The sequence below is a fragment of the Streptomyces sp. NPDC006552 genome, assembly GCF_040611655.1.
Lineage (GTDB): Bacteria > Actinomycetota > Actinomycetes > Streptomycetales > Streptomycetaceae > Streptomyces.
On record NZ_JBEXOS010000073.1, the window covers coordinates 13,025 to 34,117 of the forward strand.

The 21,093-nt window shown below is 72.7% G+C and carries 21 protein-coding genes and 1 riboswitch; of the genes, 10 read left to right on the forward strand and 11 right to left on the reverse strand.

What is annotated here, in order from left to right:
- Positions 1 to 6 precede the first annotated feature (6 nt).
- Both ABZY33_RS30575 and ABZY33_RS30580 read left to right on the forward strand, forming a co-directional pair.
- Positions 7 to 684: a pyridoxamine 5'-phosphate oxidase family protein gene (locus ABZY33_RS30575; protein WP_356494949.1), complete on the forward strand. Its 678-nt coding sequence runs from the start codon at positions 7 to 9 to the stop codon at positions 682 to 684.
- Positions 684 to 1,331, forward strand: coding sequence for an FMN-binding negative transcriptional regulator (locus ABZY33_RS30580; RefSeq protein ID WP_356494950.1), 648 nt, complete (start codon positions 684 to 686; stop codon positions 1,329 to 1,331). Before ABZY33_RS30575 ends, ABZY33_RS30580 begins: the two co-directional genes overlap by 1 nt.
- Positions 1,332 to 1,511: 180 nt before the next feature.
- Here the strand turns inward: ABZY33_RS30580 and ABZY33_RS30585 are convergent, their stop codons facing one another.
- The 3 genes from ABZY33_RS30585 to ABZY33_RS30595 form a co-directional block, all read right to left on the reverse strand.
- Positions 1,512 to 2,399: a DMT family transporter gene (locus ABZY33_RS30585; protein WP_356494951.1), complete on the reverse strand. Its 888-nt coding sequence runs from the start codon at positions 2,397 to 2,399 to the stop codon at positions 1,512 to 1,514.
- Positions 2,400 to 2,855: 456 nt separating this feature from the next.
- A complete protein-coding gene (locus ABZY33_RS30590) occupies positions 2,856 to 3,872 on the reverse strand; it encodes an EamA family transporter (RefSeq protein WP_356494952.1) in 1,017 nt (338 codons plus the stop codon).
- A gap of 72 nt (positions 3,873 to 3,944) precedes the next feature.
- Complete coding sequence (locus tag ABZY33_RS30595) at positions 3,945 to 4,451, reverse strand: Clp protease N-terminal domain-containing protein (RefSeq protein WP_356494971.1); 507 nt, start codon at positions 4,449 to 4,451, stop codon at positions 3,945 to 3,947.
- A 193-nt stretch (positions 4,452 to 4,644) separates the two neighbouring features.
- On the opposite strand from ABZY33_RS30595, the gene ABZY33_RS30600 reads away from it, so the two are divergent.
- Together ABZY33_RS30600 and ABZY33_RS30605 are read left to right on the forward strand one after the other, a co-directional pair.
- On the forward strand, positions 4,645 to 4,866 hold the full coding sequence (locus tag ABZY33_RS30600; protein WP_356494953.1) for a hypothetical protein: 222 nt from the start codon (positions 4,645 to 4,647) through the stop codon (positions 4,864 to 4,866).
- An 89-nt stretch (positions 4,867 to 4,955) separates the two neighbouring features.
- A complete protein-coding gene (locus ABZY33_RS30605) occupies positions 4,956 to 5,384 on the forward strand; it encodes an SRPBCC family protein (RefSeq protein WP_356494954.1) in 429 nt (142 codons plus the stop codon).
- Between the two features lie 115 nt (positions 5,385 to 5,499).
- On the opposite strand, the gene ABZY33_RS30610 is transcribed toward ABZY33_RS30605, so the two are convergent.
- Positions 5,500 to 6,120, reverse strand: coding sequence for a PadR family transcriptional regulator (locus tag ABZY33_RS30610; RefSeq protein ID WP_356494955.1), 621 nt, complete (start codon positions 6,118 to 6,120; stop codon positions 5,500 to 5,502).
- 203 nt (positions 6,121 to 6,323) lie between these two features.
- Between ABZY33_RS30610 and ABZY33_RS30615 the strand changes: the two genes are divergently transcribed.
- On the forward strand, positions 6,324 to 6,953 hold the full coding sequence (locus ABZY33_RS30615) for a dihydrofolate reductase family protein (protein ID WP_356494956.1): 630 nt from the start codon (positions 6,324 to 6,326) through the stop codon (positions 6,951 to 6,953).
- Between the two features lie 89 nt (positions 6,954 to 7,042).
- Positions 7,043 to 7,852, forward strand: a complete 810-nt coding sequence (locus ABZY33_RS30620) for a PhzF family phenazine biosynthesis protein (RefSeq protein ID WP_356494957.1) — start codon at positions 7,043 to 7,045, stop codon at positions 7,850 to 7,852.
- Positions 7,853 to 7,855: 3 nt separating this feature from the next.
- On the opposite strand, the gene ABZY33_RS30625 is transcribed toward ABZY33_RS30620, so the two are convergent.
- A complete protein-coding gene (locus ABZY33_RS30625; protein ID WP_356494958.1) occupies positions 7,856 to 8,656 on the reverse strand; it encodes a type II CAAX endopeptidase family protein in 801 nt (266 codons plus the stop codon).
- 187 nt (positions 8,657 to 8,843) lie between these two features.
- On the opposite strand from ABZY33_RS30625, the gene ABZY33_RS30630 reads away from it, so the two are divergent.
- Positions 8,844 to 10,613 (forward strand): substrate-binding and VWA domain-containing protein, encoded by a 1,770-nt coding sequence (locus tag ABZY33_RS30630; protein WP_356494959.1) that lies wholly within the window; start codon positions 8,844 to 8,846, stop codon positions 10,611 to 10,613.
- 7 nt (positions 10,614 to 10,620) lie between these two features.
- Here ABZY33_RS30630 and ABZY33_RS30635 read toward each other — a convergent pair whose 3' ends face one another.
- The gene (locus tag ABZY33_RS30635) at positions 10,621 to 12,141 is read right to left on the reverse strand and encodes a glutamate-cysteine ligase family protein (protein WP_356494960.1); all 1,521 of its coding nucleotides are present in this window, start codon (positions 12,139 to 12,141) and stop codon (positions 10,621 to 10,623) included.
- Positions 12,142 to 12,666: 525 nt separating this feature from the next.
- Here ABZY33_RS30635 and ABZY33_RS30640 point away from each other — a divergent pair.
- Positions 12,667 to 13,254 (forward strand): hypothetical protein, encoded by a 588-nt coding sequence (locus ABZY33_RS30640; RefSeq protein ID WP_356494961.1) that lies wholly within the window; start codon positions 12,667 to 12,669, stop codon positions 13,252 to 13,254.
- Between the two features lie 323 nt (positions 13,255 to 13,577).
- Complete coding sequence (locus tag ABZY33_RS30645) at positions 13,578 to 13,778, forward strand: DUF5999 family protein (RefSeq protein ID WP_356494972.1); 201 nt, start codon at positions 13,578 to 13,580, stop codon at positions 13,776 to 13,778.
- A gap of 48 nt (positions 13,779 to 13,826) precedes the next feature.
- Here ABZY33_RS30645 and gcvP read toward each other — a convergent pair whose 3' ends face one another.
- Complete coding sequence (gene gcvP / locus ABZY33_RS30650) at positions 13,827 to 16,712, reverse strand: aminomethyl-transferring glycine dehydrogenase (protein ID WP_356494962.1); 2,886 nt, start codon at positions 16,710 to 16,712, stop codon at positions 13,827 to 13,829.
- A 182-nt stretch (positions 16,713 to 16,894) separates the two neighbouring features.
- Positions 16,895 to 16,989, reverse strand: a riboswitch (glycine riboswitch).
- 114 nt (positions 16,990 to 17,103) lie between these two features.
- Between gcvP and ABZY33_RS30655 the strand changes: the two genes are divergently transcribed.
- Entirely contained in the window at positions 17,104 to 17,493 is a 390-nt protein-coding gene (locus ABZY33_RS30655; protein ID WP_356494963.1) for a PRC-barrel domain-containing protein, read from the forward strand.
- Positions 17,494 to 17,542: 49 nt separating this feature from the next.
- On the opposite strand, the gene ABZY33_RS30660 is transcribed toward ABZY33_RS30655, so the two are convergent.
- From ABZY33_RS30660 to ABZY33_RS30675, 4 genes are all read right to left on the reverse strand, one after another.
- A complete protein-coding gene (locus tag ABZY33_RS30660) occupies positions 17,543 to 18,937 on the reverse strand; it encodes a DNA polymerase IV (protein WP_356494964.1) in 1,395 nt (464 codons plus the stop codon).
- Between the two features lie 46 nt (positions 18,938 to 18,983).
- A complete protein-coding gene (locus ABZY33_RS30665) occupies positions 18,984 to 19,610 on the reverse strand; it encodes a MerR family transcriptional regulator (RefSeq protein WP_356494965.1) in 627 nt (208 codons plus the stop codon).
- A gap of 192 nt (positions 19,611 to 19,802) precedes the next feature.
- Complete coding sequence (locus ABZY33_RS30670) at positions 19,803 to 20,276, reverse strand: bifunctional nuclease family protein (protein ID WP_005475662.1); 474 nt, start codon at positions 20,274 to 20,276, stop codon at positions 19,803 to 19,805.
- A gap of 85 nt (positions 20,277 to 20,361) precedes the next feature.
- A complete protein-coding gene (locus tag ABZY33_RS30675) occupies positions 20,362 to 21,093 on the reverse strand; it encodes a MerR family transcriptional regulator (RefSeq protein ID WP_356494966.1) in 732 nt (243 codons plus the stop codon).

Genomic DNA, 21,093 nt, shown 5'->3' on the forward strand with positions numbered 1-21,093 from the left:
CGCAACATGAGTGACGCCCCCGAGCCGTCAGCCACCGCCTACGCCCCCACGGCGCGCACGGTACCGACCCGCTCCAAGGAGCGCGCCGCGTACGACCGCGAGCTGGTGCACTCGATACTCGACGAGGCCTACGTCTGCCACCTCGGCTTCGTGCGCGACGGCCGCCCGGTCGTGCTCCCCACGCTCTACGGCCGGGTGGGCGAGCGCCTCTACGTGCACGGGTCCACGGGTTCGCGGCCGCTGCGGATGGCCGGGCAGCAGGACCCGGGGCTTCCGGTGTGCCTGACGGTGACGCACGTGGACGCGCTGGTACTGGCCCGCTCCGCCTTCCACCACTCCCTCAACTACCGCTCCGTGGTGATCCACGGCACCGCGCACCAGGTCAGGGACCCGGACGAGAAGCGGCTCGCCCTGGACGCGCTCGTCGACCACGTGGTGCCGGGCCGCTCCGCCGACTCGCGCCCGGCCGACGCCAAGGAGCTCGCCGCGACGGCCGTGCTCAGCCTGGACCTCGCCGAGGTCTCGGCGAAGCTGCGCACCGGCGGCCCGAACGACGACCCCGAGGACCTGGACCTGCCGCACTGGACCGGCCTCGTCCCCCTGCGCCAGGGGTACGGTCCGCTCGTGCCGGCCGACGACCTCGCCGAGGGCATCGAGGTCCCCGTGTACCTGCGGGACCTGTGATGCTTATCCACCCCTGGGACGCGGCCCGTTCCACGGCCGAGTGGCAACGGTGGCTCGCCACCCGCGACTTCGGGCAGCTCGCGGTGAACGGGCTGCCGGGCGAGCCGCCCTTCGTCCAGCCCCTGCACTTCGCGTACGACCCGTCGGGCGGCGGGGAGTTCGGCAGCGCCCTCGCCCACCTCGCCCGGCCGAACCCGGTGTGGCCCGCGCTCGACGCGGACCCCGAGGTACTGCTCAGCGTCGTCGACGCGTACGCGTTCGTCCCCGGTCCGTGGCAGGCGCCGCCCGGCGCCCCGGCCGAGCACGGGACGCCGACCAGCGTGTACACCGCCGTCCAACTCCGGTGCCGGGCCCACGTCGTGGACGACCCGCGGGAGAAGGCGGTCCTGCTCGACCGGCAGGTCGGCCACTTCCAGCCGGCCGGCACCACCGCGCCGGTGGCCTCCGAGGGCGCGCCGTTCGCCCGGATGCTGCCCGGCATCCGGGTGCTGCGGCTCGAAGTGACGGACGTGCGGGCGAAGTTCAAATACGCCGGGCACAAGCCGCGGGAAGTCCAGGACCGCATCGCCGCGGGCCTCGCCGAGCGGTCCGGCCCGGGCGACACCGCCGCCCGCACGGAACAACGACGGCGCCGCCAGAGCGCGTAACGGCGGGCCGGATCAGTCGGCCCGGGTACGGAGCGCCCGCCGGCCGGATCGATGAGCCCGGGCGGTCAGCCATCCGGGCCGATCGACCGACCGTGCCGAGCCGGCGGCCGGTGCACCCTTCCCCCGCGCCTCCGAAACACCGCCCTCACCGAACCGCCCACCCATCGGCAAAGACCCCGCTCAACCCCCCGTCCGCGCCTCCGCCACCGCCAACGCGCAGACCGCCGCCAGCAACAGCCCCGTACCCGCCGTCGTGGCCGCGGTCAGCCGCTCCCCCAGCAGGGTCACGGCGATGACGGCCGCGGCCACCGGTTCGAGCAGCATGATCACGGACACCGTGGCGGAGCGCACCACGGCCGCGCCCGCGAAGTACAGGGCGTAGGCGAGCGCCGTCGGCACGGACGCCGTGTACGCCAGCAGGCCCAGGACCGCCATGGGGTGCGCCGTGTGCGGGACCAGGCCGTCGGCCGCGCCGAGCGGCAGCAGCACGAGCGTGGCGACGGCGAACGTGCCGACGGTCGTGCCGAGTTGGTCACCGGCCCGGCCGCCGCGGCCGAACCACCGCGTGAGCAGTGTCATCACGGCGTACCCGGCGGCCGAGGCGAGCGCCCAGGCCACGCCCGCCGGGCGGACGGTCGTGCTCCCGTCCCCCAGGACGAGCACCGCGAGCCCGCCGAGCGCGCCCGCGACCGCGACGACGCCGCCGCGGCCGAGCCGCTCCCCCAGCGCCAGCCGTGCCCCGAGCGCGATGAGCACGGGGCCCGCGCCGAGCGTCACGACCGTGGCCACGGCGAGGCCGGTCGCCGCCACGGCGGCGAAGTAGGCCGTCTGGAACAGACTCAGGCAGAGCCCGAGCACGGTGTGGCGCAGGAGCATACGGCCGCGCGGTTCGGCGGGGCGGCCGGCGGACCGGCCCCGCACCACCCGGGCGGCCGTCAACAGCGCGAGACCGCCGGCGCACCGCCAGAACGACAGGGCGGCGAAACCGAGATCGCTCTGCCGGAACACGAGGGAGGCGGCGCCGCCCGCCGTGCCCCAGGCGACACCGGCGACGACGAGATACAGCAACCCGCGGGAGACCGGCGGCCGGGGCGCCGGGCGTGGAGCGGACGAGGGGGCGGAAGTGGCGGAAGCGGCGGAAGCGGACACGGCTGAGCCGGTCGGGACAGCATGCGACACGTGGATCTCCACGGAAGGGGTCCCGCCAGGGCGGGACCGGGGACACGGACCGTCCTCGGCGGGCGGCCGTGGCCCCGCCCGGGAGCTGCCCGGAGCAGGCTGTACGGAGAAGCGGCGGCCGCCCGCGCGGGGGCCCGGCAGGCGGATCCGTCCGGTCACGGAGGATCGACGCCCGCCCACGGGCGGTCCGGTGGTCGGACAGCACCGGCGGACCGCCACCGGAGGGTGACGGTCTCGCCGGGCGGTCATTTCACCGCACCGGCCCGGGTCCGGCCTGAACAGCCGGACAGGCCCTAGAGGGCCGGGGGCGGCAGAACGAGCGCGCGTGCATGCATGACCGACACCCTAGACGGGCCCGCCCGAGCGGGACAACGCGGTTTCCGGTGCGTCGGCCGGTTCGGGCACCGGCCCCTCCGGCTTGGCGGACTGTGCGATGAACGCCCCGGTCAGCACAACCGCACCTCCCAGCAACTGCGGCGCCGACAGGTGTTCGCCGAGCAGCACCCAGGCGAGGACCGTGGCGACGACCGCCTCCAGGCAGGCGACGACGCCGGCCACCTGGGGCGAGAGCCGCCGGACGGAGACCACACCGGTGAGGTAGGCGACGACCGTGGCGAGCAGCACGATCCAGCAGAGCAGGAGCCAGGCGGGCACGGCGGTGCCGTTCATGGTCGCGCTGTCCGCGAGCACCGACCAGTCCATGCCCCAGGGACGGGCGACGACGGTGAGCACGGCGGCGCCGACCAGCAGCCCGTACGCGATGACGCCGAACGGATCGGGCACCTCGCCACCGGCGGCCCCCGCGTCGCTGCCCTGGTCGGACAGGACGAAGTAGCCGACCTGGCAACAGGCCGCGCCGAGCGCGAGGAGCAGCCCGAGGGCGTCGAAGCGCAGCCCGGACCACACCTCGACCACGCACGCGAGTCCGCCGACGGCCAGCACCACGCCGAGGGCGGCGGCGCGGGTCACGGGCTTGCGCTGGACGAAGCGGACCCAGCCGAGGACCAGGGCGGGCGCCAGGTACTCGACGAGCAGGGCCACGCCGACCGGGATGCGGGAGATCGCCGCGAAGTAGCAGGCCTGCACGCCGGCGACGGCCAGCAGCCCGAACCCGAGGAGCAGCAGGGGCCTGCGCCGTACGAGCCCGCGGTGCCGCCAGGCGACGGGGAGCAGGACGAGAGCCGCGCCCGCGACGCGCAGCCACACCACGGAGAGGGAGTCGAGCCCCGCCTCGATCAGCGGCTTGGCCGCGACGCCGGACCCGCCGAACGCGAGCGCGGAGATCAGGGCGAGCCCCAGACCGAAGCCCCGCCCACCTGTTACCTGCTGCTTCTCAGACTCCTGTGACCCGTGCACCGGCACATCATGACAGGGGCGGTCAGGACCGTCACCCCCGATGACCCCTGTCTCACGGAACGGACTGCACCCAGGCCGTCAGCCCAGCGCCCGCCGCAGCCGCGCCACATCCACCCCGGCCCGCCCGAGCACCTCGACCGCGCGGCACTCCCCGTCCGCCGCGAGCGCCGCCAGGACGTCCGCCCCGCGCGCCCGCTCCTCTCCCCGGAGCGCGGCCCGCCCGGCACCCGCCTCCATCGCCGCCGCGGCCTGCGGCGACCAGACGAGGGCGCCGCCGGGAACGGGCACCGTGCCGGAGTCCTCCACGGCCCCCTGCCACTGGAGCCCGTACCCGATGCTGCGCTGCACGAGGTAGCCGAGCAGCCGCGCGACCTGTCCCGTGTCGTCGAAGGCCGCACGCACGCCGGGGTCGCTCTCCAGGAGGGAGTGGAGCAGATGCGCGGTGTCGATCTGCCGGTCCGCGTCCCGCGTCGCGCGCCGCCGGGCCCGTACGACGGCCAGGGCCAGCTCGTCGCTGAGCGGCGCGTCGCTCAGCGGAGGCGCTTCTTCCTGGGGGTGACCGTACGCGGTGGCGTCCGACGGGATGGGGCTTTGCACGTACTCCACCTCATCAGCCGGGAGGCAGCGGAACATCCCCGGAGGGGAGCATCTTCGCGTCCGACACAAGGTGGGCACCGACGCCCGGCTTCTCCTCCTCAGGGAGGAGAGTTCCGCTCCGGCCGTCCCCACGCGGTCCGGCCCGCAACCGCCACCCCCTCGGCACTCGTCCGTCACAGACATGGAGAGCGGGTGCTGGCTCGTGGCCCTGCCCGCGAGCGACGGCAGACAGTACGTGTACCGGGTGTACGCCCCGGACGACGCGCGCCCCGCCGACCTGTTCTGGGAGGCCTGGCACTGCCACGACGAGGGTCCGCACCCGCGCGCGTACGACCTGTTCGACGCGGCGCGGATCGAGCGCGTGGGCACCGGCCGCCGACGCACGGGTTCCGACGCTTTCTGACGGGTCGTCAGTATTGAATGTTCGCGGCCGTGCGGCTACTTTCCGCGACACCACAGCCCGCACAGCTCTCTTCACGAAGGGGTGGCCGCATGGCCGAAGTCAGCGCGGAAGCACGGATCGACGCGCCGGTGGAGAAGGTCTGGGCCCAGCTCACCGACTTCACCTCGTACGGGGAGTGGAACACCACCCACACCGGTTTCCCCAAGGGCGCCCCCACGTCGCTGGCGGTCGGCGGGCAGTTCGAGGAGACCATGAGGCTGATGGGCTTCCCGGCCGAGGTCACCTGGACCGTCGAGGAGCTGGAGAGCCCGCGCACGCTCGCCATCAGGGGCAAGGGCCCGATGGGGGTGAACGTCGGCACGCGCTACACCCTCACCCCGCAGGGCGACGCGACGACCGTCCGCGCCTACGGCGAGTTCACGGGCGCCGCCGTCTCGCTGATGGCAGGGAAGCTGAAGGACTCGGCGACGGCGGCCCTGCACGAGTCGCTGCGCCGCCTGGCCGGCCTGGTGGCCTGAGCCGGGCCGGCCCGCCTTCCCCCGCCGGGCCGGCCCGCACACGAAGGGGCGTCCCGTACGCGAAGTACGGGACGCCCCTTGCCTGCTCTGCCCTGCGGCTGGACCCGCACGCGGGTCAGTCCTCGTCGGCGAGGATCAGGTACAGCTTCTTGCGCGCTTCGTTGATGACGGAGAGCGCCTTCTCACGCTGCCCCTTGCTGCCGGTCTTCCAGACCTGGCCGAACGCCTCCATCAGACCGAAGCCGGCCTGCCGGATCTCGTTCATGGCCTCCCAGTCGACGCCGCGGCCGGCCTCTTCCCAAGGAGCCTCGGGCCCCTCTTCGGCGGCCGTACCGCCTGCCTCGGTGAGCGAGAAGAGCTTCTTGCCGCCCTCGCTCGCGCTGGTGATCAGGCCCTCGTCCTCGAGCAGTTGCAGCGTCGGGTAGACCGAGCCGGGGCTCGGCTTCCACGCGCCGCCGCTGCGCTCGGCGATCTCCTGGATCATCTCGTAGCCGTGCATCGGACGGTCCTTGAGGAGGGCCAGGATCGAGGCGCGCACGTCGCCGCGGCGCGCTCGGCCCCGGGGCCCGCCACCGCGGCCGCCGCGCCCGCCCCAGGGGCCGGGCCCGCCGAAGCCCGGACCGAAGGGCCCGAACGCCGCGCGCCGGCCGTCGAAGCCGCCGCGCTCGAATCCGCCCCGGCCTTCGCGGCCGGGTCCGTAGTGTCCATGTCCGTGGTCGTGTCCGTGGGTATGCATGGGAATCAGCCCTTTCGTCAAGACTCGTGCGGTGCGATGAAGCGCGATCATTGACCGATCGCGATGCCTCAACGATATATCGGAAGACGTCTTTTGACAACCACTTTCGACCGGCTGTCGATTCCGGCCCTCCGCGTTCGACGCAGGAGTGCCGGGCCGAGCCGAACCGGCCCCGGCAACCGGCCACGACCAGGGAGAACACCATGCCCAAGCTCCGCGTCCACAACGTCACCGTCACCCTCGACGGCTTCGCCACCGGGGTGGACCAGCGCCTCGACGCGCCCTTCGGGGACGGGATGGAGGGACTGCACGACTGGATGTTCGCCGCCATGCGCGACCACGCCGACGGCAAGAGCGGCATCGACGCCGGCTTCATCGCGCGCAGCGAGGAGAACATCGGCGCCACGATCATGGGACGCAACATGTTCGGACCGCAGCGCGGCCCGTGGCAGGACGAGTCCTGGACCGGCTGGTGGGGCGACAACCCGCCCTACCACCACCCCGTCTTCGTCCACACGCACCACCTGCGCCCCTCGGTCCCCAAGGAGGGCGGCACCACGTTCCACTTCACCGACGAGCCCGTCGAGACCGTGCTGCGGCGCGCCTTCGAGGCGGCGCGGGGCCGCGACGTCCGGCTCGGCGGCGGTCCGGCCACGATCCAGCAGTACCTGCGCGCCGGCCTGGTCGACGAGTTCCACCTGACCATCGCCCCGCTTCTCGCGGGCCGCGGCGAGCGGCTGCTCGACCGCGTCCCGGACGGCGTCGCGGGCTACCGCGTCGCCGAACTCGTCAGCTCGGACGCGGTCACCCACGCCGTCCTCGTACGCCGCTGAGGCGGGGGGAACGGGAAAACGGGAAAAGGGGCCAGGCACCCCGGATTGGCCTTGGCCGGGGCGCCCGGAGCCGCATTACCGTCCCCGGCATGCGCATTCGTGTCGTCGACGCCTTCACCGCCCGCCCCTTCACCGGCAACCCCGCCGGCGTCCTCCTCCTCGACGCCTTCCCGGAGGACGCCTGGCTCCAGCACGTCGCCGCCGAGGTCAACCACGCCGAGACCGCCTTCGCGCACCCGCTGCCCGCGGGCGGCGAGGCGGACTGGGCCCTGCGCTGGTTCACGCCCGGCACCGAGGTCGACCTGTGCGGCCACGCCACCCTGGCCACCGCGCACGTGCTGCACACCACGGGCACGACCCGGGGCCCGGTCCGCTTCGCCACGCGCAGCGGCGTCCTCGTCGCCGCGCCGGGCGACGACGGCGCGTACACCCTCGACCTGCCGACGGCGCCGCTCACCGAGGAGCCGGTGCCGGACGGACTCGCCGAGGCGCTGGGCGCGCGGCCGCTCTCCGCGCACGACACCGGCGCCTCGGTCGGCGACCTGCTGGTGGAGCTGGCCGACGAGAAGGCGGTCCGGGCGCTCGCCCCCGACCTCGCGGCCCTGGCCCGGGGCTTCGAGCGCGGCGTCATCGCCACGGCCCGCGCCGAGGACCCGGCCCGGGGGCACGACTTCGTCTCCCGCTGCTTCTTCCCGCGCATCGGCATCGACGAGGACCCGGTGACGGGCAGCGCCCACACCGCGCTCGCCCCGTTCTGGGGGCCACGCCTGGGCCGCACCCGCCTCACCGGCCTCCAGGCCTCGGCCCGTACCGGTCTGGTCCGCGTGGAGCTGCACGGCGCACGCACCCTGCTGACCGGCAACGCGGTCACGGTCATCGACGGCACCCTGTACGCGTAGGAGTCACGCGGTGGGCAGCCAGTCGACCTTGCCCGCGAGCAGCGCGTATCCGACGAACGCCCCGATGTCCAGGAGCGAGTGGGCCACGACCAGCGGTCCCACCCGCCCCCAGCGCCGGTACAGGTAGGCGAAGACGACGCCCATCGCGAGGTTCCCGAAGAACCCGCCGATGCCCTGGTACAGGTGGTAGGAGCCGCGCAGCAGGGACGACGCGACCAGCGCCGTGGCCGGTGTCCAGCCCAACTGGCCGAGCCTGCGCAGCAGATACCCGACGACGATGACCTCTTCGAGCACGGCGTTCTGCACCGCGGAGAGGATCAGCACCGGGTACTTCCACCAGACGTCGGGCAGCGCCTCGGGCACCACGGTCAGGTTGAAGCCGAGGCCGCGCGCCGCGAGGTAGAAGGCGATGCCCGTGCTGCCGATCACGGCGGCGATCGCGGCGCCGCGCGCGCCGTCGGACCACGGCCGCGTCCGGTCGAAGCCGATCGTGCGCAGGCCCGCGCCCTCCCGCAGCAGGAAGTGCGCGACGAGCGCGACCGGCACCAGCGCGCTCGCGATCCCGAACAGCTGCCAGGCGAGATCGAGCCACGGCCGGCCCGGCGCCGCCGACGCGTTGAGCGTCGCCGCCTGGTCCTTCAGGCCGCCGGGCCTGGTGACCGAGCCGACGAAGCTGATCAGCGCGGACACCCCGCTCGCGCCGAGCGAGAGCCCCAGTACGAGCAGCGTCTCGTCCCGCAAGAATCGCCGCGAAAGCCGCTCGTCGGAAGAAGAACCGGCCACCGTCCCCGCCTCCACCTGCACACCTGCCTCACTTGGGTAATCCCGCCGCATCCCGCACGCCGCCCCACTAGGGTCTCGAATGCAGGTACGAAAGAGCGCGCGCGACAGGCCGAGGGGGGCGAGCGCCGCTGTCCGGCGCACCACACCTCCCTTGCTCCACCGCTTATATCGCAACTGCCTTTGCGGCTCAGGGAGGGGCTCCACCGTCATGGGACGTCACCGCAGCATGCCCGACGAGCGCGGAACCACCGCGACCGGTCCCCGGCCCCGGTCGCGGAGCCGCTCGGTGGCCGTCGCGGCAGCCCTCGTCCTGCTCGTCGCGGCCGGCACGGCGCTGGTGGTCCGCAGCGATCTGCTCGGCCTCGGCGGCTCCTGCGGCGACGCCGTCCACGTCGACGTCGCCGCCTCGCCGGACGTGGCGCCCGCGCTGCGGGCCGTGGCCACCACCGCCCGCGAGCAGAAGATCACCTCGGACGGCAGCTGCCTCGACGTCTCCGTCACCGCCCGTGACTCGTACCAGGTCGCCGACGCGCTCCGGGCCGGCCGGGGCGCCCCGGAGTACCAGGTGTGGGTGCCGGACTCGGACCTGTGGCTGCGGCGCGTCGAACAGGGCGCCAAGGGCACCGGGGTGACCGCCGCCGGGAACGTGGCGACGTCGCCGATCGGCGTCGGCATGGTTCCCTCGGCCGCTAAGACGTTCGGCTGGCCCGCGAAGACGTACAGCTGGGCGCAGTTGGCCGGGGCCGCGATGGCGGACGACGCGCTGCGCCTGGGCGCCGCCGACCCCGCCCGCAGCGCGACCGGGCTGCTTGCGCTCACCAAGCTGGCAGGCGGCGCGCAGGAATCCCGCGACGGCGACACCCGGGCCGCCGCCCTGGCGAAGGTCCTCTCTCAGCGCACGTCCGACAGCGACGGACAGCTGATGGGGACCGTGCCGCACGACGGTTCCGGCGCCGAAGGAGGCGATCCGCGCCGCAACGAAGCGCTGATCCTCTCCGAACAGGCCGCCTTCGCGCACAACGCCGGGGACGCCACCGGCCCCTCCCTCGACCTCTTCTATCCGAAGGACGGCTCACCCGAGCTGGACTACCCGTTCGCCCTGGTCGGCGAGGACGCCCTGAGCACGGACGAGAGCCGTGCCGCCCTGCGGTTCATGACGCTGCTCGGCGCCCCCGCGGGCCGCGCCGTCCTCGCGCGGCACGGCTTTCGCACCGACGGCGGCGGCTCGCCCGAAGCGGTCGCGGCGCGGGCCGGTGCCCGCTCCCCGCAGCCGTACGCGGAGCCCGCCTCGCCGCCGGCGGGCGCGGAGGAGATCGAGGAGACCCTCGGGATGTGGACGATCACGGTGCAGAGCGCCCGGCTCACCACGGTCGTGGACGCCTCGGCCTCGATGGCGAACCCGGTGCCGGGCCGCGGCCGGTCCCGGATGGAGGTGACGAAGGAGTCGATGCTGGCGGCCCTGTCGACGTTCACACCGCAGGACGAGATCGGCCTGTGGGAGTTCTCGACCCTGCTCGACGGCGAGCGCGACTACAAGAAGCTCGTGCCGACCGGGCGCCTCGGCGGCCGGGCGGGCGCCGGCACCCGGCGCGACCGCCTCTCCGCCGCGTTCCGCTCGCTCCAGCCGGTCCCGGGCGGGGCGACCGGCCTCTACGACACGACGCTCGCCGCCTACAAGGAGGCGACGGCGTCGTACCGGAGCGACACGTTCAACGCGGTGGTCCTGGTCACCGACGGGGTCAATGAGGACCCTGGCTCGATCTCGCGCAGCAACCTCGTCTCCCGGCTGGAGAGTCTCGCCGACCCGGACCGCCCGGTCCCGCTCATCGTCATCGCCGTCGGCCCGGCCACCGACAAGGACGAGATCGAGCAGATCGCCGGGGCGACCGGTGGGTCGGGCCACCAGATCAGTGACCCGGCCGACATCCAGCAGGTGATCCTCAAGGCCATCGTGCGGGCGGGCACCCGGAGCGGCTGAGCGCTCCTCAGCCGAGCGGGACCGCGGGCTCCGGCAACCCGACGGGCCAGGTGTGCACCGGCTCACCGGCGTGCATCAGGTCGGCGTAGCGGCGCGTGGTCGCCGCGAGCGCCGCCTCGCGCTCCAGCCCGCTCTCCAGGGCCCGGTGGTAGGTCGCCGCCTGCCAGGCCGCTCCGTTCATCCGCCGTGCGCACCGCTGCTCGATCACCCCCAGGTAGTGGTCCCGGTCGGCGGGTTCGACCCCCCAGGCGTCCAGGCCCGCGGCCGCGAGCGGCAGCAGCTCGTCCCGGACGAGGGTGGTGGCCGCGACCTGCTCGGTCCCGCCGAACCGGCCCCGGCGCGGCCACTCCAGACGGGCGTCGATCCCCTCCCGGCAGGCGGTCTCGAAGTTGCGGGCGGCCGCGTCGAAGGGCAGCCGCGACCAGACCGGCCGCGCCTCCTCCGCCAGGGCCCGTACGAGCCCGTAGTAGAAGGCGACGTTGGCGATGACGTCGGTGACGGTGGGACCGGCCGGCAGCACCCGGTTCTCCACGCGCAGGTGCGGGACGCCGTCGGCGACGTCGTAGACGGGCCGGTTCCAGCGGTACACCGTGCCGTTGTGCAGCACGAGTTCGGCGAGGCTCGGCACACCGCCCCGGTCGAGCACGTCGAGCGGCTGTTCGTCGTCGAGGACCGGCAGCAGCGGCGGGAAGTACCGCAGGTTCTCCTCGAAGAGGTCGTAGGCCGAGTCGATCCAGCGCTCCCCGAACCAGGTCCGCGGCCGTACTCCCTGCGCGGCCAGCTCGGGCGGGCGGGTGTCCGTCGACTGCTGGAACAGCGGCGGGCGCGACTCCCGCCACAGCTCGCGCCCGAAGAGGAACGGCGAGTTGGCGCCCATCGCGATCTGCACCGCCGCCACCGCCTGCGCCGCGTTCCACACGGCGGCGAACCGGTTCGGGGTGACCTGGAGGTGCAACTGCACCGAGGTGCACGCCGCTTCGGGCACGATCGAGGAAGAGGTGCAGGTCAGCCGCTCGACGCCGTCGATGTCGAGGGCGAAGTCCTCGCCGCGGGCGGCGACGATCGACTCGTTGAGCAAGGTGTAGCGGTCCACGTCCGAGAGGTTCGCGGAGACCAGGTCGGCCGCCCGCAGCGTCGGCAGGATGCCGATCATCACGATTCCCGCGTCGACCTCATTGGCCTTGCGGTGGGCGTACCCGAGGCCGGTGCGCAGCTCCTCGGCGAGCTGGTCGAGAACCCGGCCGCCGAGGGCGTGCGGGGCGATATTCACTTCGAGATTGAACATCGCGAGTTCGGTCTGGAAATCCCGGCTGGCGATCCGCTCCAGTACTTCCGCATTCATCATCCGCGGCATCCCGTCGGGCCCCGCCAGATTCAGCTCGATCTCCAGGCCCATGAGATTCTTCGGCTTGTCGAACCGCTTCTCGTCCAAGAGCCGCCCGAGCCCCGCGAGGCACTCCTGCACCTTCTGCCGGTAGGCCCGGCGGTCGGTCCGGCCGACCGCCGCCGCAGCGACCTTCTCCCCCATGGGAGCATCCTTCCTCGCATGGGCAGCCCGACGATCCGGCCGCGTGTCACGGTGGATGATGCCCAACAGGTGTGATCGATAACGCCCCGCGCGGGTCCGCGGAGCAGTACGCTCGATGCGGTTACCCGGCGGCACATTCCTTAGGCATGGGGCGTTTTACGGATTCACCTGGGAATCCCTGGTGAAAAACGCCGACGAGATTCAGCCGACCGCCCGGTCGGGCAACGCCGAGGTCACCGGGGTAAGGCTGCTACGAAATCGGACGGGCGCCGACAGAACACCACTGCGGCGACGGCCGAATAGGCCCTTGCGTACCTCACCCGCGCTGGTAGCGGAAACACCGTGTGAACATATGTCGTATAAACTCCGCGAACGGAGACAGAGAGTTGGCGACCGCATCGCGGCCCCGCCCCCTCTGGCCCGCGTCACATCGCGGATTTTTCGCGCACCCGCAGCAGACAGCGCCGTCCGCTCGTCCCGCACCGCCCTCGCACCACGTGCCTGTCGAATGAGAGGCGACCCACCATGCCGCTGCACGTCCCCCCGGCTCCCGCGCCCGCCCTGCGCAGCGTCCTCACGGCTCTGAGTTCCCCCACCGCCGTCCGTGAGGCCCGCACCCCGTCCCTGCGCGCCGCGCAGGGACCGGTGACTCCCGAACTCCCGTTGCCGGTCTACGTGTTGGACCGCATCACCGAGACCACCGGGCGGCCCACCGCCGCCCGCCTCACCAGCTGGCGGTTCCTGGTGCGCTGCGCGGACCGGGCGGTGGCCGCCGCCGACACGATGCTCACTCCGGACGGCTGGACCTTCTCGCACTTCTTCGAGGGCCCCTACATCACCTCCACCGAGCGCGCCCTGCGCCAGGCGGAGTCCCTGCCGAAGACGTACCAGCCGCGGCTGCTGTCGGTCCCGGAGCTGTACATGCTCACCCTGTGGCTGCACGGTGACCACACGGCCGACGCCGAGAGCGGCGCTCCGGCGGCCGACGACATCCTGGTCCCGCTCGCCCCGGCGCCCCCGGGGATCGCGGCCTACCGTCCGCACCGGGTGGCGGAGCTGCTACCGGTCCTCGCCCTGCGGCTGACCTCCCCGCGCGCCGCCCTGCTCGCCTGAGCCGGCCGGAGCCGTTCGACGCCTCTCAGGCCCGTGCCCCGCGCCGTCCAGGCCGCGGGGCACAGCCGTGCCATGAGTGGACTAGTCCGCTCGGGCCACCCCGAACCATCCGAAGGGACAGTGCAGTTACGCTGAACCGCCCGCACGGGTGACGCGTCTTGCTCCAGTGAGGACCGCTGCTACGAAATCCCTGCGGATCGACGCCGACAGGGCGAGACTGGGTCCCGACCGACTGAAAACGGGGGGCGGCCATGGACATGACTTCCAGCCGCAGCACGGACGCCGACATCATCGAGATCACTACGCAGCGAAAGAACCCATCCATGTGCCAGCACCAGCCATCGTGCCCGACAGCAGAGTCCGCGGACCGGGAGGCCGCGCTCCCCGTGGCTCACCACCCGGAGCAGGGCTGGAGCCTCCTGTGCAACGGGGTCCTGCTCTTCGAGGACACCGGCGAACTGCTGCCCAACGGCACGGTCATCGCCCCGCACCGCCCCTTGGCGGCGGTGGTGACAGCCGCCTAGGCGCGCGAAGAGCCGCGCGGCGGGCCGCCCGCGCGGCTCTCTGGGCCCTCACGCCTCGTAGGCGTCCAGGGGCGGGCAGGAGCAGACCAGGTTCCGGTCACCGAAGGCCTGGTCGATCCGGCGCACCGGCGGCCAGTACTTGTCGGCGGCGGCCACACCCGCGGGGAAGACGGCCTCCTCGCGGCTGTAGGCGTGCTCCCACGCACCGCTGAGCATCCCCGCGGTGTGCGGCGCGTTCCGCAGCGGGTTGTCCTCGGCCGGCCAGACGCCGGAGGCGACCCGCTCGACCTCTCCGCGGATGGCGATCATCGCCGCGCAGAACCGGTCCAGCTCGTCCAGGTCCTCGCTCTCGGTCGGCTCGATCATCAGCGTCCCGGCCACCGGGAACGACATGGTCGGCGCGTGGAAGCCGTAGTCGATGAGGCGCTTGGCGATGTCGTCGACGGTGACGCCGGTCGCCTTGCTCAGCGGCCGCAGATCGATGATGCACTCGTGGGCGACGAGCCCGCCGGGCCCGGTGTAGAGCACCGGGTAGTGCGGCTCGAGCCGCTTGGCGATGTAGTTCGCGGAGAGCACCGCGACCTGCGTCGCCCGCTTCAGCCCCTCGCCGCCCATGAGCCGCACGTACGACCACGAGATCGGCAGGATGCCGGCGGAGCCCCACGGGGCGGCCGAGATCGGTCCGACGCCGGTCTCCGGTCCCGCGGCCGGCTGCATCGGGTGGTTCGGCAGGTACGGGGCGAGGTGGGCGCGCACCCCGACCGGGCCCACGCCGGGGCCGCCGCCGCCGTGCGGGATGCAGAACGTCTTGTGCAGGTTCAGGTGCGAGACGTCGCCGCCGAAGTGCCCCGGCTTGGCCAGGCCCACCAGCGCGTTGAGGTTCGCCCCGTCGACGTACACCTGGCCGCCCGCGTCGTGCACGGCGGCGCAGATGTCGGCGACGTGCTCCTCGAAGACACCGTGCGTCGACGGATAGGTGATCATGAGGACGGCCAGCTGCTCGGCGTGCTGTTCGATCTTGGCGCGCAGGTCCTCGACGTCGATCTCGCCGTCGTCGGCGGTCTTCACGACGACGACCTTCATCCCGGCCATCACGGCGCTCGCCGCGTTCGTGCCGTGCGCCGACGACGGGATGAGGCAGACGGTGCGCTGCGCGTCCCCGTTGGCCCGGTGGTAGCCGCGCACCGCGAGCAGACCGGCCAGCTCGCCCTGCGACCCGGCGTTCGGCTGCAGCGAGACCTTGTCGTACCCGGTGACCTCGGCGAGCCGCTCCTCCAGCTCCGTGATGAGCGTGAGGTAGCCCTGCGCCTGCTCGGCCGGGACGAAGGGGTGCAGCTGCCCGAACTCGGGCCAGGTGACGGGCTCCATCTCCGTCGTCGCGTTGAGCTTCATCGTGCAGGAGCCCAGCGGGATCATGCCGCGGTCGAGCGCGTAGTCACGGTCGGCGAGCCGGCGCAGGTAGCGCAGCATCGCGGTCTCGGAGCGGTGCTGGTGGAAGACGGGGTGCGTGAGGATCTCGTCGCCGCGCAGCGCCGCCGCGGGCAGCGCGTCGGCCGTCCCGGCGTCCAGCGCCTCGATGTCCGCCTCGACCCCGAACGCGGCCCAGACGACGTGGAGCTGTGCCCGGGTGGTGGTCTCGTCACAGGCGACGGAGACGTGGTCGGCGTCGACGTGCCGCACGTTGACCCCGCCCTCGCGGGCGGCCCGGACGACCTGGGCGGCCCGGCCCGGCACCCGGACCGTCACGGTGTCGAAGTAGGTCGCGTGCACGACCTCGGCCCCGCCCGCCGTCAGGCCGGCGGCGAGCAGCGTGGCGTAGCGGTGGGTGCGGCGCGCGATGGAGCGCAGGCCGTCCGGCCCGTGGTAGACGGCGTACATGCCGGCCATGACGGCGAGCAGGACCTGCGCCGTGCAGATGTTGCTCGTCGCCTTCTCGCGGCGGATGTGCTGCTCGCGCGTCTGCAGGGCGAGCCGGTACGCCTTGTTCCCGTCGGCGTCGACGGAGACGCCGACGAGCCGCCCGGGCAGGGACCGCGCGAACTTCTCCCGTACGGCCATGTAACCGGCGTGCGGACCGCCGAAGCCCATCGGGACGCCGAAGCGCTGCGTGGTGCCGACGGCGATGTCCGCGCCCAGCTCGCCGGGCGAGGTCAGCAGCGTGAGGGCGAGCAGGTCGGCGGCGACGGTGACGACGGCGCCCAGCTCGTGCGCCTGGTCGATGACCGGCTTGAGATCGCGCACGGCGCCGGAAGCGCCCGGGTACTGGAGAAGCACACCCACGACACCGCGCTCGGCGACCTCGGCCGGGATGCCGTCGGTGAGGTCGGCGACGACGATCTCCACGCCGGTCGGTTCGGCCCGCGTCCTGATGACCGCGGCGGTCTGCGGCAGCGCGTCGGCGTCGACGAGGTAGACGCCGTCCTTGACCTTGCCGATCCGCCGCGACAGCGCCATGGCCTCGGCGGCGGCGGTGCCCTCGTCGAGCAGCGAGGCACCGGAGGTCGGCAGCCCGGTCAGTTCGGCGACCATGGTCTGGAAGTTCAGCAGGGCTTCGAGGCGGCCCTGCGAGATCTCCGGCTGGTACGGCGTGTAGGCCGTGTACCAGGACGGGTTCTCCATGACGTTGCGCAGGATGACGGGCGGGGTGAACGTCCCGTAGTAGCCGAGCCCGATCATCGAGCCGAGCACCTGGTTGCGGTCGGCGAGGGAGCGCAGCTCGGCGAGGACCTCGGCCTCGGTCCGCGCGGCCGGCAGCTCCAGCGCCTCGGCGCTCTTGATCACATCCGGCACCGCGGCCGCCGTCAGCTCGTCGAGCGAGCCGTAGCCGACCTGCGCGAGCATCTTGGCCTGCGCGGCGTCGTCCGGACCGATGTGGCGCTGCTCGAAGGGGATGCCCTGCTCCAGCGTGGAGAGCGGAGTACGGTTGGCGGTCATTGCGGAGGCCTCCTGGTCATCGCGACCTGCGAGGGGCACCACGGCGTGGCTGCCCGGACGGCCTCCCCCTCTGTCATCTCAACCTGAGAGCTTCACCGGCCCGTTCCGCGATCGCGGAACACACCGGCTTTCACCGTCGGTGAGAGCGGAAGACGTGCCTCCGCCCTGCTTTCCAGAGTGACCTCGTCCGTGCGGTACAGGGGCCTGAGAGATTCCGGGGAGGATTTGCTCCTTCGGCGCCTCCGACGACTTCCGGAGACTCTCCCGCACGGGGTCAGCAGCCGCTTGCCAGCCTACCAGCGGCGAATTACGGGAAACCCTCGAGTGGCCGCCTTCCCCAATGTGCTCTTTCGTAGTGCTTACAGACGAGTTGCGACCACAGGGAGGGCCCGTGCAGACCGACGTCGATCCACGCACCTTGATCGGCCGCAAGGCGTTCGACCGCAACGGAAGCAGGCTCGGCACGATCGACGAGGTCTACCTCGACGACGCCACCGGCGTGCCGGAGTGGGCCGCGATACGCACCGGCCTCTTCAGCCGCGACGCCTTCATCCCGCTGGCCCCCAGCGAACTGGTCGACGGCACGCTCCGCGTCCCCTTCGAACGCGCCCTGGTCAAGGACTCCCCCGACTTCGGGGTGGGCCGCCACCTCTCGCCCGAGCAAGAACTCCAGCTCTACCACCACTACGGCCTGGACCTCCCGTCGACGCCGGCCCCCGACGTCCTGTTCGGCCGCATAGCGGGCACGGACCCCACCGGACCAAGCCCCTCCGGCGATTGAGGAGCGGGGTCCGGGGCAGCGCCCCGCGTCAGCAGCGCCGACACCTGCTCTACGCCTTCTCCTCCCCGCACCCGGCCCCCGGCTCCACGACCGGTTCGACCAACGGCAACGGCTCCCCGGGTTCCAGCGACGGATCATCGACGAGAAACGTCCGCACCCGCCCCGGCCCCGCCGCGTACGGCGTCTCGAACCGCACCGTCACCCGCCCGAGCCCGCTGCCCTGCACCCATCCCGGCCCGAACTCGGCATGGCGGACATCGTGCCCCGCCATCCACCGCCGCTCGGGCGCCGGCTCGGCGGCCACCTCGGCGGCCGCGACCGGCTCCTGTCCGACCTCGACGGCGTCCCCCGCGGGCCGCTCCCCCTCCGCGGCTGCGACCTGCGCGAAAAGGTCCTCCTGCGTGTAGTCGGCGAGGCCGCTCACCCCGACCCCGAGCAGCCGCACACCGCCGGTCGTGTCCACGGACTCCAGCAGCCGCGCGGCGGCCTCCCGCACCACTCCAGGGTCGTCCGTGGGCCCCCGCAGCGTCTCGGAGCGCGTCAGGGTGGAGAAGTCGTACCGCCGCACCTTGAGGACCACGGTCCGCCCCGACCGCTCGGCCGCCCGCAGCCGCTCCACACAGCGGTCGGCCAGCCGCTGCACCTCCGCACGGACCCGCACCCGCTCGTGGATGTCCACGTCGTACGTGTCCTCGACCGAGACCGACTTGGAGTCGCGCTCGGCGACGACGGGCCGGTCGTCGTGGGCCAGCGCCATGGCGTACAGGTGCGCACCGTGGGACTTCCCCAGCAACCGCACCAGCTCGTCCTCGCCCGCCTCGGCGATCTCCGCGACCGTGAGGATCCCGGCCCGCCGCAGATGGTCCCCGGTGGCGGGCCCCACTCCTGGCAGGATGCGCACCGACTTCGGCCCGAGCAGCCCGCGCTCGGTCCCCGGCCGTATCAGTACGAGACCGTCCGGCTTCGCCTCTTCGGAGGCGATCTTCGCCAACATCTTGGAGGCGGCGAGCCCCACGGACCCGGTCAGCCCGGTCACCCGCCGGATGTCCGCCCGCAGCCGGACACCGACGGCCTCCGCGGACGCCTCGTCCCAGGCCACCTCACCGGCCTCCAGATCGACGAACGCCTCGTCCAGGCTCAACGGCTCCACCAGCGGCGAGAGCGCCCGCAGCAGGCCCATCACCTGCTCGCTGATCTCCCGGTACAGCCGGAACCTCGGCACCAGATACGCGGCGTGGGGGGCGAGCCGCCGCGCCTGTCCCATGGGCATAGCCGAGTGCACCCCGAACACGCGCGCCTCGTACGACGCCGTGGCCACGACACCCCGCGGCCCGAGCCCCCCGACGACGACCGCCTTCCCGCGCAGGCTCGGCTTGGCCGCCTGCTCCGCCGAGGCGTAGAAGGCGTCCATGTCGAGATGGAGGATCGTCGGACCGGTTCTCACCCCACCGATGCTGCCCTACGCCACTGACAACGCGGCCGTGCGGCGCTCACACCGCCCGGTTGCGCCGCCTGGCCAGCTCGTCCGAGGGGTTGGGGCGCACCAGCGTCTCCCCGGTGTCCAGACGCTCGCCGTGCAGCTGTGACAGAGCCCGCTCCACGTCCTGCCAGACCACGCCCACCGCGATCCCGAAGATGCCCTGCCCGCCCTGGAGCAGATCGTGCACCTCGGCCGGCGACGTGCACTCGTACACGGTCGCGCCGTCGCTCATGAGCGTCATGCGCTCCAGGTCCGCGAAGCCCCGCTCCCGCAGATGCTGTACGGCCGTCCGGATGTTCTGCAGCGAGACGCCCGTGTCCAGGAACCGCTTGACGACCTTGAGGACCACGACGTCCCGGAAGCTGTAGAGGCGCTGGGTCCCCGAGCCGTACGCCGCCCGCACACTCGGCTCGACCAGACCGGTCCTCGCCCAGTAGTCGAGCTGCCGGTACGTGATGCCGGCCGCCGCACAGGCGGTGGGTCCCCGGTACCCGACATCCCCCTGCTCGGGAGCCGCTTCGCCGCTCTCCCCCGCCACCGCAGACACTGCCTGCGGGCGCTGCGGAGTGTGATCGGCCGCGCTGCCGTGAAACGAGTACGGACCGCCCGTCGCCGTACCGTCGCCGCTGCTTCTCACGCCGACCTCCTCTTTGACCTGCCTTCTCGACGGTAGGCAGTCACAAGGGGTGCGTCAACGAACGCCACACTCGCCACGCCGAGTGATAATCACCCTAGGAGTGGTTTCCCGTATCCCACCGCGGGGAAAGGCTAGCCGAATGTGCTGAGGCGGCCGCCCTGGGGCGACCGCCTCCTGGTCACTGTGCGCCGGTCACTGGCTGTTGGTCCCGAAGTCCTCGGGCGAGATCTGGTCGAGGAACTCGCGGAACTTCTCCACTTCGTCCTCCTGCTCGTCCGGGATGGCGATCCCCGCGTCGTCCAGGACCCCGTCGCTGCCGAAGATCGGCGTCCCGGTGCGCAGCGCGAGCGCTATGGCGTCGGACGGGCGGGCGCTGACCTCGACGCCGCTCGCGAACACCAGCTCCGCATAGAAGACACCTTCCCGCAGGTCGGTGATGCGTACTTCCGTCAGCTCCTGGCCGACCGCTTCCAGCACGTCCTTGAACAGGTCGTGCGTCAGCGGACGCGCGGGAGCCATGCCCTGCTGGGCGAAGGCGATCGCGGTCGCCTCCCCCGGTCCGATCCAGATGGGGAGGTAGCGGTCGCCTCCCACTTCACGCAGGAGCACGATCGGCTGGTTGGAGGGCATTTCCACCCGGACACCTACGACGTCGAGCTCGTTCACACAGCAACCCTAGGACGTGCCCGGCCGGTTTGGGTAGTCGGGCATCCGCCGCGGCCCGGGCCCACGGCGCTCGCCCACCCTTCGATCAGGGCAGACGTACCCCGAGTGCAGTCTGCACCAAAGCCGCGTGCAGCCGCACGGTGAGGCCCGCCAGCTCCTTGGCCCGCGCCTGGGCCAGGGCCCTGGTCTGCGGATTGCGGTGCACCTTGAGCGGCGCGACGACGGAGTCCACCAGCGCGGCCTCGCGGTCCGCGGCCGCCCGCATGACCCGCAGATGCCGCGGCTCGATACCGAACCGGCTCAACTCCCCGATCAGCTGGGCGACCGATACGGCCCCGGCGTCGTAGCCGCCCTCCGGCAACGGGACGACGAGCCCGTACGACTCCCACTCGTCGAGCTCCCCCTCCTCGATGCCGACGGCGGCGAGCAGCTCGTCCCGGCCGACCCGGGCGGCGGTGGGCGCCCCCTCGAGGTCGTCCGGGTCGTCACCGGGCCGCCCAGGGGCCGGCACGGGCAGCGCCTCACCCGGCTCCAGGGCGTCGAGCTGCTCCTTGATGACCTTCAGCGGCAGATAGTGGTCCCGCTGCATCCGCAGGACGTGGGCGAGCCGCTCGACGTCGTCCGGGCTGAACTTGCGGTAGCCCGAGGGCGTCCGCTGCGGCTCGACGAGGCCCTCCGACTCCAAGAACCTGATCTTGGAGATGGTGACCTCGGAAAACTCTTCGCGCAGCACGTTCAGTACGGTGCCGATGCTCATCAGCCGACCGTCCGCGGTGGCGGTACCCGTGCCGGTACCGCCCCTCGGTGTGTGAAGCAT

Excerpts from the sequence above, each read along its gene's own strand:
- gcvP (WP_356494962.1), bottom strand. The coding sequence starts at position 16,712 with ATGACCGCCAACCGTACTCCGCTCTCCACGCTGGAGCAGGGCATCCCC.
- ABZY33_RS30605 (WP_356494954.1), top strand. The coding sequence starts at position 4,956 with ATGGCCGAAGTCAGCGCGGAAGCACGGATCGACGCGCCGGTGGAGAAG.
- ABZY33_RS30575 (WP_356494949.1), top strand. The coding sequence starts at position 7 with ATGAGTGACGCCCCCGAGCCGTCAGCCACCGCCTACGCCCCCACGGCG.
- ABZY33_RS30580 (WP_356494950.1), top strand. The coding sequence starts at position 684 with ATGCTTATCCACCCCTGGGACGCGGCCCGTTCCACGGCCGAGTGGCAA.
- ABZY33_RS30630 (WP_356494959.1), top strand. The coding sequence starts at position 8,844 with ATGGGACGTCACCGCAGCATGCCCGACGAGCGCGGAACCACCGCGACC.
- ABZY33_RS30620 (WP_356494957.1), top strand. The coding sequence starts at position 7,043 with ATGCGCATTCGTGTCGTCGACGCCTTCACCGCCCGCCCCTTCACCGGC.
- ABZY33_RS30610 (WP_356494955.1), bottom strand. The coding sequence starts at position 6,120 with ATGCATACCCACGGACACGACCACGGACATGGACACTACGGACCCGGC.
- ABZY33_RS30675 (WP_356494966.1), bottom strand. The coding sequence starts at position 21,093 with ATGCTTCACACACCGAGGGGCGGTACCGGCACGGGTACCGCCACCGCG.
- ABZY33_RS30635 (WP_356494960.1), bottom strand. The coding sequence starts at position 12,141 with ATGGGGGAGAAGGTCGCTGCGGCGGCGGTCGGCCGGACCGACCGCCGG.
- ABZY33_RS30645 (WP_356494972.1), top strand. The coding sequence starts at position 13,578 with ATGTGCCAGCACCAGCCATCGTGCCCGACAGCAGAGTCCGCGGACCGG.
- ABZY33_RS30600 (WP_356494953.1), top strand. The coding sequence starts at position 4,645 with ATGGAGAGCGGGTGCTGGCTCGTGGCCCTGCCCGCGAGCGACGGCAGA.
- ABZY33_RS30640 (WP_356494961.1), top strand. The coding sequence starts at position 12,667 with ATGCCGCTGCACGTCCCCCCGGCTCCCGCGCCCGCCCTGCGCAGCGTC.
- ABZY33_RS30615 (WP_356494956.1), top strand. The coding sequence starts at position 6,324 with ATGCCCAAGCTCCGCGTCCACAACGTCACCGTCACCCTCGACGGCTTC.